Below are 13687 nucleotides of genomic sequence, written 5' to 3' on the forward strand. Positions count from 1 at the left end.
GATGAAAGCGACGTTCGTCTCCACCTCCGCGGTCACCAGCGCCCTGCGCTACTCGATGCTGCGCCAGCAGTCCGAGCTCATCAAGGCGCAGAAGGAGGCCAGCTCCGGCTTTGTCGCCGACACCGGCTTGGCGCTTGGCGCCCGCACCGCGCAGTCGGTCACGCTCCATCGCGACCTCGAGCGCCTCGATGGCATTGTCGACAGCAACGGCCTGGTGTCGTCGCGCCTGTCAGCGACGCAGAAGTCGCTCAACGAGGTCGGCAAGGCCGCACAGACCTTCCTTGCCAGCCTGACCAGCAGTTCCTCCGGTGATGCCGCCTACGCGCTGACCCAGAAGGCGGCGCGCGGCACGCTCGACACGTTGACCTCGGTGCTCAACACCAGCCTCAACGGCGAATATCTGTTTGCCGGCACCAACACCGACGTCAAGCCGATCAACGAATTCAAGGCCGGCTCGCCGGCCAAGGCGGCATTCGACACTGCCTTCCAGACACATTTCGGCTTCACGCAGAACGATCCGGCGGCGCAGTCGATCTCGGCCACCCAGATGGACACCTTCATGACCTCGGTCGTCGAGCCGATGTTCCTCGGCGCCGGCTGGCAGGCCAATTTCTCCAATGCCACCGACCAGGGCATCACCAGCCGCATCACGCTCAACGAAACCACCGAGTCCTCGGTCAGCGCCAACAATGCCGGCATCCGTAAGGTCGCCATGGCCGCCGCCATGGTCAGCGACCTGCTCGGTTCCAATGTGGGCGCTGCGGCCCGCGGCGCGCTGGTCACCCGCGCCGTGTCGATCATCGGCAGCGCCATCAGCGACATAGGCCAGCTGGAATCGCAGACCGGCATTATCGAGCAGCGCGTCACCAACGCCACCGATCGCATCAAGATGCAGATGGACCTGTTCGAGCGCCACATCATCAACACCGAGGGCGTCAACCCCGAAAAGGCGGCGACACGCGTCAGTGACCTGATTTCGATGATCGAGAGATCCTACGCATTGACGGCACGTATCCAGAAGCTCAGCCTGATGAATTACCTCTGACCTGAACGGCAACAAACGGGACGCATATGTATCAATTCTCCTATGCCGACATTCAGACCGACTCCGTCGCCGATGCGCGGGATCGCGAACGTCAGCTTCTCAGCCGCTCGATCGACATGCTGATAAAGGCCAGCGAAGCCGGAGCCAATTCCAACGAGGCGATCGCCGCACTGAACTTCACCAACCGCGTCTGGACCTCCCTGATGGACGATCTCGGCAACCCCGAGAATGCTCTCCCCAAGGAGCTCCGCGCCAACCTCATTTCGATCGGCCTGTGGCTGCTGCGCGAGTCGGAAGACATCCGCCAGGGCCGCTCCGAAAGCTTCGAGGGCCTGATCGAGGTCTCGCAAATCATCCGCGACGGCATACAATGAAAAACACGCTCAAGATCTCGCTGAAGGCCAACGAGAAGATCTACATCAACGGTGCCGTGGTGCGCGCCGACCGCAAGGTCTCGCTCGAACTGCTCAACGACGTGCAGTTCCTGCTCGAGAGCCATGTGCTGCAACCCGAGCAGGCCTCGACGCCGCTGCGCCAGCTCTACTTCATCCTGCAGGTCATGCTGGTCGATCCGATCGGCGCGGTCCAGGCGCGCGGCATGTTCCGCCGCTCGCTGCCGCTGCTGCTCGCCACCTTCGACAATGCGGAAATCCTCTCCAGCCTGAAGCATGTCGACCGCCTCGTTGCCGAGGATCATGTCTACGAGGCGCTGAAGACCATCCGTTCCCTCTATCCACTCGAACAGCGCATCATCGCCGGCGAAGAGACGGCAACGGTGCAACCCGCCCGCGCAGCCGGAGGCAGATTCTGATGCCCATCGATTTCTCCGTGACGCCGCCTGTCGGCTCCAACACCGGCGCCAACAAGTCGACCGGCTCCAAGACCCAGGTCGACTACCAGTCCTTCCTCAAGCTGCTCATGGCGCAGATGAAGAACCAGGACCCGACCAAGCCGATGGAATCGACCGAATATGTGGCGCAGCTCGCCACCTTCTCGCAGGTCGAGCAGTCGGTGCAGATGAATGCGCGCCTCGACCAGATCCTGCAGTCCTCGGCGCTCGCCCAGGCAGATGCCCTGATCGGCCGCAACATCACTTCGGCCGACGGCAAGACGTCGGGCACGGTCACCGAGGTCCGTCTCGCCAAGGACGGCGTCACCGCCGTGCTGTCCGACGGCAAGACCGTCGCGGTCGTCGCGGGCGTCAAGGTCAAGGCTGCCGCGTGAACGAAGCCGATGCCCTCGACCTTGTCCAGTTCGCCATCTGGACGGTGCTGACTGCCTCCGCGCCCGCGGTGGCGGCAGCCATGCTGGTTGGCGTCGGCATCGCCCTGATCCAGGCCCTGACCCAGATCCAGGAAATCACGCTCACCTTCGTGCCCAAGATCGTCGCCATCTTCCTGGTGGTAGCGCTGACCGGCCCGTTTATCGGCGCCCAGATTTCCAGCTTCACCAACGTCATCTTCGAGCGCATCGAAAACGGCTTCTGATGGCTGCGTGGCAAGCCTGTTCGCGCACCGCGACCTGAGACCGTCCCTGTGGACCTTAGCCGCGCCGCCACTGGACCATGCCGGCATCGTACAAATGGGTTCACCCGGCCAGCCGATCATGGTCTAGTCATTCCTGCATGATCGAAATCGATTCCCCGAGCAGGTCGTGCATCCACAGGAGGGCCACGGCGTCCTTTGCGCCTCCCGAAGGAGGCTTGGCGCCGTAGCGGCAAATCACACGAGGGCACCCGGCTCAGCCGGCTTGGCGCATGGACGACGACCACCAGTACGAGCAAGGTTCGGCGCTCGCGCCCTTCAAGCACGGCATCTTCCGTTCCGTCTGGTTCGCCAGCCTGGCTTCGAATTTCGGCAGTCTGATCCAGTCTGTCGGAGCCGCCTGGTTGATGACCTCGATCGCCACCTCGTCCGACATGGTGGCGCTGGTCCAGGCCTCGATCTCCCTGCCGATCATGCTGTTTTCGCTCGCGTCGGGCGCACTCGCCGACAGCTACGACCGCCGCCGCGTCATGCTGACCGCGCAGTGCTTCATGTTCGCCGTCTCGGCGGCGCTGACACTGTTTGCCTATCTCGGCCTGATCACGCCCTGGCTGCTGCTCACCTTCACCTTCCTCATCGGTTGCGGCACCGCACTTAACAACCCGTCCTGGCAGGCCTCCGTCGGCGACATGGTGCCCCGCACGGTGATGCCAGCGGCCGTCGCGCTCAACTCGATGGGCTTCAACATGACGCGCAGCGTCGGCCCGGCCATCGGCGGCATCATCGTCGCCACCGCAGGTGCTGCGGCCGCCTTCGCCGTCAACACGCTGAGCTACTTCGCCATCATCTTCGTACTGTTTCGCTGGCGCCCGCAATATCCGGCAAACCCGCTGCCACGCGAAACGCTCGGCCAGGCCATGGGTGCAGGCCTGCGCTACGTCGCCATGTCGCCCAACATCGGCAAGGTGTTGCTGCGCAGCTTCGCCTTCGGCTTCACCGCCGTCGTCATCCAGGCACTGCTGCCGCTGGTTGCCCGCGACCTCGTCGCCGGCGGCCCGCTGACCTACGGCATCATGCTCGGCGCCTTCGGCGTCGGCGCGGTCGGCGGCGCGCTGATCAGCGGCCGCATCCGCAGCAGCATGACGAGCGAAACCATCGTGCGCTCGGCCTTTCTCGGCTTCGCCTTCTGCAGCTGGATCGCCGCCTTCAGCTCCAATGCCTGGCTCACCTCGGCCGGCCTGCTCGTCGGCGGCGCCTGCTGGGTGCTTGCGCTTTCGCACTTCAACATCACCGTGCAGATGTCGACCCCACGCTGGGTCGTCGGCCGGGCGCTGTCGATCTACCAGATGGCAACCTTCGGCGGCATGGCGCTGGGCAGTTGGATCTGGGGTCTCGTCGCCGAAAGCAACGGCGCGGCCACCGCCCTGATCGTTGCCGGCATCGTCATGCTGGTCGGTGCGGCGATCGGCTTCCTGCTGCCGCTGCCCGAGCACACAGCGCTCAACCTCGACCCGCTCAACCGCTTCCGCGAACCACACCTGGCGCTCGACGTCCGGCCGCGTTCGGGGCCCATCGTCATCTCGATCGAATTCATCATCCGCGAAGAAGATGTACCGGCCTTCCTCGACGCCATGACCGAGCGCCGCCGTGTCCGCCGCCGTGACGGCGCCCGCAACTGGGTGCTGGCGCGCGACCTTGAAAACCCCGAGATCTGGGTCGAAACCTACCACACCCCGACCTGGCTCGAATACATCCGCCACAACCAGCGCGCCACCCACGCCGACGCCGTCATCGGCGACAAGCTGCGCGCCTTGCACAGCGGCCCCCAGCCACCCCGCGTCCACCGCCTGATCGAACGCCCCACCAGCCTGGCGGCAGCCCTCGGCAGTCACAAGGGGCATATCGAGCTGCATTAGGCGTAAGGCCGCATCGACCGTCGCGAAGCCTGCCCTCCTTGCCAGCTCCATCGCGCGGTCCTTTGACGCCGAAGATTGGCATAAAAAGACGCCCGTCGAAGCTCCGTTGCGTGCCAGCTGCCGCATCTTTTCGCCTGCCTCCCACCCTCGCGCAAGCTTGGCGCAATAGGGTCAGGAAGCCGTGGCATTGGCGCGCGGCGGGATTCGATCGGAAGCATCAATGGCGATCAGCGAAACCATTTCAGGCGCAGGCGTTCCAGCCAGGAACGGACGCGACGTCTTCTTCGCCGTCGGCATCGTCATCATCCTCGCCGTCCTGTTCCTGCCGATCCCGGCCTTCCTGATCGACGTCGGCCTTGCCTTCTCGATCGCCATTTCGGTGCTGATCCTGATGGTCGCGCTGTGGATCCAGCGCCCGCTCGACTTCTCGTCGTTCCCGACCATCCTGCTGATCGCCACGATGCTGCGCCTGTCGCTCAACATCGCCACCACGCGCATGATTCTGTCGCATGGCAATGAAGGCACGCATGCCGCCGGCTACGTCATTTCGGGCTTCTCGAACCTCGTCATGTCCGGCGACTTCGTCATCGGCCTGATCGTGTTCCTGATCCTGATCGTGGTGAACTTCATCGTCATCACCAAGGGTGCGACGCGTATCGCCGAAGTCGGCGCCCGCTTCACCCTCGACGCCATTCCCGGCAAGCAGATGTCGATCGACGCCGACCTGTCGGCCGGCATGATCGACGACAAGACAGCGCAGTTGCGCCGCCGCGAACTGGAAGAAGAAAGCTCCTTCTTCGGCTCGATGGACGGTGCCTCGAAATTCGTCCGAGGCGACGCCATCGCTGGCCTGATGATCACCGCCATCAACATCGTCGGTGGTATCGCCATCGGCTATTTCCGCCACGACATGGGCATGGGCGAAGCCGCTGACGTGTTCATCAAGCTGTCGGTGGGCGACGGCCTCGTCACCCAGATCCCGGCGCTCATCGTCTCGCTCGCCGCCGGCCTGCTCGTCTCCAAGGGCGGCACCCGTGGATCGGCCGACCAGGCGGTGTTCGGCCAGCTCGGCGCCTATCCACGCGCGCTCTATGTCGCCGCCGGCCTGCTGTTTCTGCTCTCGCTCGTGCCCGGTCTGCCGATGTTGCCGTTCCTCTCGCTTGCCGTTGCCATGGCAGCACTCGGCTACTTCATCCCGATGCAGCACAAGCGCCGCATGGCCGAGGTCGACGCTGAAAGGGAGCAGGTCGAGGCCGACAAGGTCGAAGAGGAAAAGAACTCGGTCAAGGCATCGCTCGCCACCGCCGAGATCGAGCTGCTGATCGGCAAGCAGCTGTCGACGCGCCTGCTCGCTACCCATCAGGAACTCGCCTTCCGCATGTCGAAGATGCGCAAGAAGTTCGCCACCCAGTACGGCTTCGTCGTGCCGGAAGTGCGCATGACCGACGACTTCTCGATTCCGCCCAAGAGCTACCAGATCAAGGTGCACGGCACCGTCGTCGCCGAATACCAGATGCGCGTCGGCGAAATCATGGTGCTGCTCGGCTCGCGCGATCTGCCAGACATTCCGGGCGAGGAAGTGCGCGAACCGGCTTTCGGTATGCGCGCCTTCTCGGTGCTCGATTCCTTCGCCGAGGACCTGAAGCGCGAGCAGTTCACCTTCGCCGACAACATGTCGGTGCTGCTCACCCATCTCTCCGAGGTGATCCGCAACAACCTGCCGCAGCTCCTGTCCTACAAGGACATGAAGGCGCTGCTCGAGCGCCAGGACCCCGAATACCGCAAGCTCGCCGACGAGATCTGCACCTCGCACATCACCTATCCCGGCCTGCAGGCGGTGCTCAAGCTTCTGCTCGCCGAGCGCGTCTCGATCCGCAACCTGCACCTCATCATCGAGGCAATCGCCGAGATCTCGCCGCATGTCCGCCGCACCGAGCAGATCGTCGAGCACGTCCGCATCCGCATGGCCCAGCAGATCTGCGGCGACTTGAGCGAAGGCGGCGTGCTCAAGGTGCTGCGCCTCGGCAACCGCTGGGATCTCGCTTTCCACCAGAGCCTCAAGCGCGACGCCAAGGGCGAAGTGCGCGAGTTCGACATCGATCCGCGCCAGCTCGAGGAATTCGGCCAGGAAGCCTCCAAGGCGATCCGCACGCATCTCGAAACCGGTGAGCGTTTCGTGATCGTCACCGCACCCGACGCACGTCCCTATGTCCGCATGATCATCGAAAGGCTGTTTCCGACCCTGCCGGTGCTCAGCCATGTCGAGATCGCCAAGGGCGTCGAACTGCGCGTGCTCGGTACCGTCTCATGAATGCCGCCGCGCAAGGCATGGTCCTTGCGGCGTTCCTGGCCTTCTGTCGCATCGGCGCCTGTTTCATGCTGATGCCCGGAATCTCCAGCGTGCGCGTGCCGATGCATGTCAGGCTGTTCGTCGCCGTCGCCGCCACCGGCGGGCTGCTGATCCACCTCTGGGACCAGATCTTCCCGTTCGTCGACGCTCGTCCCGGCGTGCTGATGCCGATGATCGCATCCGAGCTTCTGATCGGCGGCCTGATCGGGCTGATGGCCAGGCTCTACATCCTGGCGCTGATGTTCATGGGCTCGGCGATCGCCATGCTGATCGGCTTCGGCGGTGTCGGCGGCCACGCCATCGAGGAAAACGAGCCCCAGGCAGCGCTTGCCTCGATCATCTCGATCGCGGCGCTGATCCTGCTGTTTGCCTTCAATTTCCACCACGAGATCATCCGCGCACTGGTCGCCTCCTACCAGGTCGCGCCGGTCAACATGTTCTTCAATCCGCAGGCAGCCCTCGTCGACGTCACCGACACGCTGTCGGAAAGCTTCATGGTGGTGCTGAGGCTGGGCAGCCCCTTCGTCGCCTATGCCATCCTGATCAACCTGACGATCGGCTTCGTCAACAAGCTGACGCCGCAGATCCCGGTCTACTTCATCTCGCTGCCCTTCGTCGTCGCCGGTGGCCTGGTGCTGATGTATTTCGGCATCGCCACCATGCTCAGCCTGTTTGCCGACGGCTTCGTCGACATCACCGTGGGAAGGTAAGGAATGGCCGCGTCGCGCAGGGATCGCCTGAAGAAGCTGGTAGCCGTGCAGGAGCAGCTCAAGGCGCTGCACGAGACGCGCCATGCCGGTTTTGTCGCCAATGCGATTGCCGCCGAAGCCGAGGCGCAATCGCTGTCGGACAGCTTCGACAGCACCGAAGGCATCTCCCAGCTGTTCCCTGAACTCTACCATCGCCGCATCAAGGAGGCGATCGACAAGAAGCAGCTCAATCTCGGCCTCGCCAATGTCGAGGTCGGCAAGATCGCCACTGCCACCGCCCGCACCAACATGGTCGAGCGCGCCTACCGCGAGGTCCGCCGTCAGGATGAGCGTGACAGCGCCGACCGCGAACGTCTCGAAATCATTGAAAGAAAGTCGGCTGAAGACAAGTAAGGTTGCCGCAAGCTTGACCCTCCACAATCAGCAGTAACGTAACCCGGAAAGGCGAGCCGCTTTGGCCATCTCCCCACCCAGTGACATCATTCTGGATGTAGCCAAGGCCGTCGAGCCATCAGGCATCCAGGCTGCGCGCGCGGCGCTTGCCAACCGGACCGCCAGCGCGGCCCCGGCCGGAACATTTTTGCTCACCGAAGCCGCCGTCACCGGCGGTGTCACGCGCCAGCCGGACAAGACCTCGGCCGATGCGTCGATGAAGAAGTTCGAGGCAATGGTCCTGCAAACCTTCATCGGCAACATGATGCCGAAGAACACCGAAAGCGTGTACGGCAAGGGCATGGCCGGCGACATGTGGAAGTCGATGATGGCCGAGCATCTCGCCAACCAGACCGCCGAAGCCGGCGGCATCGGTATCGCCAAGACCGTTATGCGCGACCACTACATCAAGGACGAGCAGGTGGTGCCGGTCAGCGGCGTCGCTGGCGGGCCTGAAAAGGCGGCACTCGATGAACAAATGAGCCAGGCCACTGCGCTCATTCAGGAATTGCAGCGGAAGATGGTGCGCTCGCTGGGAAGCGACGATGCCGCCTCCGCCACTGACACAAAATCGTAGAGGATAAGATATGTCGGATCTCTCCGAATACAGGACGAACCTGCCGGTGACGGCCGATCTCATCGACGCTGCCCGCCCGGGCAACGTCGCGGCCATCATCAGCCGGATCGAGGATGCGGTCGAAGAAGAGACCGCTGCGATCCGCACCGACGTCCATTTCGACATCAAGGCATCGAACGCCCGCAAGAGCCGCTATCTCTACGAACTGACCCGCGCCACCAAGGGCCTGGTCGAGGGCGACTACCCGAGCGAGCTCAAGGTCGGTGTCGAACGCCTGCGCGACAAGCTCGTCGCCAATGAACGTGCGATCCTCGCTCATCTCAGCGCCGTCAGTGAAGTCGCCTCCCTGCTCCGCGACGCCATCCAGCGCTCCGAAGCGGACGGCACCTATTCGGCAAACGAATTCGGGTGGGCGCGGTGATCAAGTTCATCGCGGCGGCGCTGTGGATTGTCGCCGTGACCCTCGGCTCGGTCTTCTATTCGTTCCAGGCCGCCGCCAACCTGCCGGCGACCGAAGAGCAGATGCCGCTGCTCGGCGGTCTCGACTATGTCAAGACCGACGTCATTTCGGTGCCGTTGCTCAAAGGTGAGCGCGTGCACGGCTATTTCCTGACGCGCCTCGTGTACACGGTCGAACCCAAGGAAGTCGGAAAGCTATCGGTGCCGATGGCCTCGCTGCTTGTCGATCAGGTCTATTCCTATCTCTACGGCAATCCGCAGATCGACTTCACCGCATATGAGAAGCTCGATCTGGACGGCTTTCGCAACGGCATCCGCGACGCCATCAACGCCCGTGTCGGTTCGAAGCTGATCCACGAGGTAATGGTCGAGCAGATCGACTTCCTGACCCCCGACGATGTCCGCGACAATGCCGTGCGCCAGCGTGAATCGGCTGCTGCCGCAGCAGAGGCCGAGGCGGCAAAGCCAGCCGAAGCAGGCCCGGCCAAAGCACATTGAACCCGACAGGCAGCCAAATTGGCTGCCTTTCGCGCCACGTCGCGTGACCATCGCCAGCCAATTCTACGTTGACGTAAACGTAAGATGCCAGTTATAGGAATTGCAGTCCTGTGACATGGCCGGCTCGTCCGGATTGGTCCGGGGAGGCCGGGCGCAAAGCGCCTTTCAGGAAAGACCAGGAGAGAGCCATGAGCATTCAGGCAGTCGCAGACAAGATCAAGGCGAAGGTGGAGAGCGCCGGCTTTGGCCGCTCGATCAAGTTCGACACCGGCAGCGACGGCGTCATCGTCATCGATGGCACCACCCTGTCGACGACCGATGGCCCGGCCGACTGCACCATCAAGCTGTCGCTCGACGATCTCGAGTCGCTGATCGCAGGCGAGCTCAACCCGACGATGGCGTTCATGACCGGCAAGATCAAGGTCGAGGGCGACATGTCGGTGGCCATGGGCCTGAGCCAGCTGCTCTAAGCCGACAAGACCATCGGAATTGGAAAAGCCCGGCGGTGACGCCGGGCTTTTTCTATGCAACCCACGCACTTTCGGCACACACGCAATGCAACCGTAATGCACGTGGTCCACATCGCTCGCCAGGGACGATTTTGCGACGTGGAGTATCATATGACCCGAAATCGACTGGCCGCATTGGCCGCGACCCTGTGCGTCGTCGCCCTCGCCGGCTGCGTGGACGACCGCTATGGCCGCGACTGGGACGGTCCCAGGCACGGGCCGCGCAGCTGGGACGGCCCCAGAGGCGGGCCCCGTAGCTGGGATGGTCCGCGCGGGCCGCGCAATTGGGATGGGCCGCGCGAATACCCCAGGCATGGCCCGCCGCCGCGTCCCAGCAGTGAACCGCTCGACTGCCGAGGCGGACCGGCAACGACGCCGTCGCCCGATTGCATCGACCGGCCGCGACCGCGCCGCTTCTCCAACGACTGACTGCAAGGGCCGGGCTCGCCCGGCCTTTCTCATTCGTGAGGGACAAAGGTCCGACCCCGGCGGCCCGGTAATGTCCCCACAACAATTGAAGCCCACATCGCCCCGGTCAATTCCAGCCGGAGTGTCCTGTGAATCGAAATCGACTGATTGCCCTGGCTGCGACCCTGAGCGTGCTTACGCTCGCAGGCTGCGTGGACGATCGCCACGGCCCGCCGCGCTGGGACGACACGCGCTATCCGCCGCGCCACGGCGGCGATTACACTCGCTACCCGCCGCGCCATGGCGACAACTACACGCGGGATCCGCGGCGTCATGGCGGAGATCAGCCGCGCTGTCACCCCCGCCCACCTGTGCCGCCAATGCCGCCACGCCCACCCCGTGCACCACGCCCGCCATTCTCGGAGCCGATCTTCTGCACCCAGGAATATGGTCGCCCGCGGCATTCCCATTGCGACGACAGGCGGCGGCCACACCGTGGCGGCGACCAGTACTACACCACCAACCAGTGAGCGACGGCGCCGTGCCTCGTCGAGGCACGGCGCTTTGCCCGTCCCATAGCCGACGTGGAGTCGAAAGTGCGTCGAAACCGCCTTGCAGCAGTGGCAATGGTCATGGCTAGCGTTATGCCGCTGTCGGGCTGCGGCTACCTTGTCTCGGCAGTCGAGTTGAGTGACGAGCACACCACAAGCCAACAGCGGCCCTCGCTGTTGCCGCAATCGCCGCAGCCGTCAATCGCCTGCGTCAAGGAGAGAACGCCGTCGCCGACCTGTTTCCCGGCTGCGCCAGGCCGTATTTCGGCCTGGAGATAACGCGTTCCGGCTCACCTCAGGCAGCCGGGCGGACACTCCGGCTAGAGTGCGGCACGGCCCGTCGGACGCGCAAAGGACACGCCAGCGTTTTCCGATCCCGCACCGCCCTTACCGAACGTCGAGTCCGCCCTGCGCGCCGGGGCGCCGAGCTTGCGCCCGGCCGCCTTGAGCACGCCTTTGGCGCCGTCGAGCGCACCGGAAACGAGTTCCAGCGCGAGGAAGCGGTCGCGCTCATATGGGCCGGGCATGGCAAGCTGGCCGGTCTTCGCGGCGGAGAAGCCGAAACGCGCATAGTATGGCGCGTCGCCAACGAGCAGGATGACGCGGTGGCCAAGGCGGGAGGCTTCGGCGATAGCCAGGCGCATCAGCGCCGAGCCGATGCCGGTGCCCTTTGCCGCCGGATCGACGGCGAGCGGGCCGAGCAGCAGCGCAGCAGGACCGCCCTCGCCCAGCCGCACGTCCCACAGCCGCACGGTGCCTACGACCGAGCCCTTGGCATCGCGCGCGACCAGCGCCAGGCCCTCGGATGGGCGGCGACCGCGGCGCAGCTTCTCCGACGACTTCTTGCGCCGCTTCGGGCCCATGGCACGGTCAAGCAGTACCTCGCGCGCGGCGATGTCGGCCCGGGTTTCAGCCACGATCACGATGTCGGGCAAGATTTTGGCAATTTCTTCAACGTTCATTTCCGCGATCCTTCACGAGCGGAGATCTGTTCCACAAGCGAACCCGACCGGGCGTGCAGAGGCACGCCCGCCGGGGTGATCTGAACGGCTCCGGCGGCGGGCGCCGTTTCGAGCCGTCAGATCACGTAGGATCGGAGAGGCTCGAAGCCGTTGAAGGCGACAGACGAGTAGGTCGTGGTATAGGCGCCGGTACCCTCGATCAGCACCTCGTCGCCGATGGTCAGCGACAGGGGCAGCGGGTACGGTGTCTTTTCATACATCACGTCGGCCGAGTCGCAGGTTGGGCCGGCGAGCACGCAAGGTGCCACCTCGTCGCCGTCGCGGTCGGTCACGATCGGGTAGCGGATCGCCTCGTCCATCGTCTCGGCGAGACCGCCGAACTTGCCGATGTCGAGGAACACCCAGCGCACATTGTCGTTGTCGGCCTTCTTGGAGATCAGCACGACTTCCGACTTGATGACGCCGGCGTTACCGACCATGCCGCGACCCGGCTCGATGATGGTCTCCGGGATGTTGTTGCCGAAGTGCTTGGACAGCGCCTCGAAGATCGCCTGGCCATAGGCCTGGGCCGCCGGCACGTCGCGCAGGTAGCGCGTCGGGAAGCCGCCGCCCATGTTGACCATGCCGAGCATGATGCCTTCTTCGGCGAGCTTGGCGAACACCTTCTTGGCGTCAGCAAGCGCACGATCCCAGGCCGTCAGGTCGGTCTGCTGCGAGCCGACATGGAACGACACGCCAAAGGCATCGAGGCCGAGCGACTTGGCAACGCGCAGCACGTCGACGGCCATTGCGGGCACACAGCCGAACTTGCGCGACAGCGGCCATTCGGCGCCTTCGCCGTCGGTGAGCACGCGGCAGAACACGCGGGAGCCGGGAGCGGCACGCGCCACCTTCTCGACCTCTTCGACAGAGTCGACGGCGAACAGGCGGATGCCGAGTTCGAAGGCACGTGCGATGTCACGCTCCTTCTTGATGGTGTTGCCGAAGGAGATGCGCTCGGCCGGGGCGCCGGCATCCATAGCCATCTCGATTTCGGCGACCGAAGCGGTGTCGAAGGACGAGCCCATGCCGGCGAGCAGGCGCAGGATCTCAGGCGCCGGGTTTGCCTTGACAGCGTAGTAGACCTTGGACTCAGGCATCGCCTTCTCGAAGGCGCGGAAATTGTCGCGCACGACATCGAGGTCGACGACCAGGCAAGGGCCGGACGGACGTCGGGTGGCGAGGAAGTCGAGGATGCGCTGAGTGGCCATAGGTCTCTCCATCGCGCGGTCCTGCCGCGCAAAAATCATCAAGCTGCGGGACGGCCGTTCCCGGCCGCGGAATCCCACGGTGGACAAAGACATGACCGCTATTTGATGGATCCAGCCTGTGGAGACCCTGGAACCACAAATGCGCTTCACGCGGCGATGAACCTGAGCCAGCCCGGCTTCGGTTCGCTTTGTCTGCCTTGGCTTGGAAATGGGAAGACCCGTTCCGCACTGCCGGCAATGAAGGTGTGCCTCTTCAGTAACCCCGGCTTTTGGACAGCCGGAAGAGAACCAGAAAGGCCCGCACCGTCGTTGCTTCAAGGTGTCCTCGATTTTGCGGTTGGCCGCCAAATCGACTGGAGGGGTTAGCTCCAGTTACCTTACCGATTTCCTCGCCATTCGAGGGATCGGCGGACACCCACAGGCACGTGCGACTTTGGGCAAGCGCGGATATATGGCTCGTCACCGTCACAATCAATTAAAATCTCATGGCGGGTTGAAAAAATTCAACCATCGAACAATGTTGGAGACATCGTAAA

Annotated in this window: 16 protein-coding genes; 14 read left to right on the top strand and 2 right to left on the bottom strand. The window is 64.0% G+C overall.

Annotated elements, in window-relative coordinates; translation table 11 throughout:
• Position 1: 1 nt before the first annotated feature.
• From Amn_RS21605 to Amn_RS21670, 14 genes are all read left to right on the top strand, one after another.
• On the top strand, positions 2–1045 hold the full coding sequence (locus Amn_RS21605) for a flagellar hook-associated family protein (protein ID WP_286291763.1): 1044 nt from the start codon (positions 2–4) through the stop codon (positions 1043–1045).
• Positions 1046–1071: 26 nt separating this feature from the next.
• Positions 1072–1419 (top strand): flagellar biosynthesis regulator FlaF, encoded by a 348-nt coding sequence (flaF, locus tag Amn_RS21610; protein ID WP_067958507.1) that lies wholly within the window; start codon positions 1072–1074, stop codon positions 1417–1419.
• Positions 1416–1856, top strand: a complete 441-nt coding sequence (flbT, locus tag Amn_RS21615; RefSeq protein ID WP_286291766.1) for a flagellar biosynthesis repressor FlbT — start codon at positions 1416–1418, stop codon at positions 1854–1856. The genes flaF and flbT overlap by 4 nt, the downstream gene beginning before the upstream one ends.
• The gene (gene flgD / locus Amn_RS21620; RefSeq protein WP_154386456.1) at positions 1856–2269 is read left to right on the top strand and encodes a flagellar hook assembly protein FlgD; all 414 of its coding nucleotides are present in this window, start codon (positions 1856–1858) and stop codon (positions 2267–2269) included. Before flbT ends, flgD begins: the two co-directional genes overlap by 1 nt.
• Complete coding sequence (gene fliQ / locus Amn_RS21625; protein WP_067958500.1) at positions 2266–2532, top strand: flagellar biosynthesis protein FliQ; 267 nt, start codon at positions 2266–2268, stop codon at positions 2530–2532. Before flgD ends, fliQ begins: the two co-directional genes overlap by 4 nt.
• Before the next feature lie 269 nt (positions 2533–2801).
• The gene (locus Amn_RS21630) at positions 2802–4445 is read left to right on the top strand and encodes an MFS transporter (protein ID WP_067958498.1); all 1644 of its coding nucleotides are present in this window, start codon (positions 2802–2804) and stop codon (positions 4443–4445) included.
• Between the two features lie 220 nt (positions 4446–4665).
• Positions 4666–6756 carry a flagellar biosynthesis protein FlhA gene (gene flhA, locus Amn_RS21635; RefSeq protein WP_067958496.1) on the top strand — a complete coding sequence of 697 codons (2091 nt, stop codon included), beginning with the start codon at positions 4666–4668 and terminating at the stop codon, positions 6754–6756.
• A complete protein-coding gene (fliR, locus tag Amn_RS21640) occupies positions 6753–7505 on the top strand; it encodes a flagellar biosynthetic protein FliR (protein ID WP_067958493.1) in 753 nt (250 codons plus the stop codon). Before flhA ends, fliR begins: the two co-directional genes overlap by 4 nt.
• A 3-nt stretch (positions 7506–7508) precedes the next feature.
• The gene (locus Amn_RS21645) at positions 7509–7898 is read left to right on the top strand and encodes a hypothetical protein (protein WP_067958490.1); all 390 of its coding nucleotides are present in this window, start codon (positions 7509–7511) and stop codon (positions 7896–7898) included.
• Positions 7899–7959: 61 nt separating this feature from the next.
• Positions 7960–8514: a rod-binding protein gene (locus tag Amn_RS21650; protein WP_154386459.1), complete on the top strand. Its 555-nt coding sequence runs from the start codon at positions 7960–7962 to the stop codon at positions 8512–8514.
• Between the two features lie 10 nt (positions 8515–8524).
• Complete coding sequence (locus tag Amn_RS21655; RefSeq protein ID WP_154386460.1) at positions 8525–8935, top strand: hypothetical protein; 411 nt, start codon at positions 8525–8527, stop codon at positions 8933–8935.
• A complete protein-coding gene (locus tag Amn_RS21660; RefSeq protein WP_182575624.1) occupies positions 8932–9471 on the top strand; it encodes a hypothetical protein in 540 nt (179 codons plus the stop codon). The genes Amn_RS21655 and Amn_RS21660 overlap by 4 nt, the downstream gene beginning before the upstream one ends.
• 110 nt (positions 9472–9581) lie before the next feature.
• Positions 9582–9941 (top strand): SCP2 sterol-binding domain-containing protein, encoded by a 360-nt coding sequence (locus Amn_RS21665; RefSeq protein ID WP_263006254.1) that lies wholly within the window; start codon positions 9582–9584, stop codon positions 9939–9941.
• Positions 9942–10091: 150 nt separating this feature from the next.
• Positions 10092–10409: a hypothetical protein gene (locus Amn_RS21670; protein ID WP_182576010.1), complete on the top strand. Its 318-nt coding sequence runs from the start codon at positions 10092–10094 to the stop codon at positions 10407–10409.
• 850 nt (positions 10410–11259) lie between these two features.
• Here the strand turns inward: Amn_RS21670 and Amn_RS21675 are convergent.
• Positions 11260–11901 carry a GNAT family N-acetyltransferase gene (locus Amn_RS21675; RefSeq protein ID WP_154386462.1) on the bottom strand — a complete coding sequence of 214 codons (642 nt, stop codon included), beginning with the start codon at positions 11899–11901 and terminating at the stop codon, positions 11260–11262.
• 116 nt (positions 11902–12017) lie between these two features.
• On the bottom strand, positions 12018–13151 hold the full coding sequence (gene odc2, locus Amn_RS21680; protein WP_154386463.1) for an ornithine/lysine decarboxylase: 1134 nt from the start codon (positions 13149–13151) through the stop codon (positions 12018–12020).
• Positions 13152–13687: the final 536 nt, after the last annotated feature.

The sequence above is a fragment of the Aminobacter sp. Y103A genome (genome assembly GCF_030294925.1).
Classification (GTDB): domain Bacteria; phylum Pseudomonadota; class Alphaproteobacteria; order Rhizobiales; family Rhizobiaceae; genus Aminobacter; species Aminobacter ciceronei.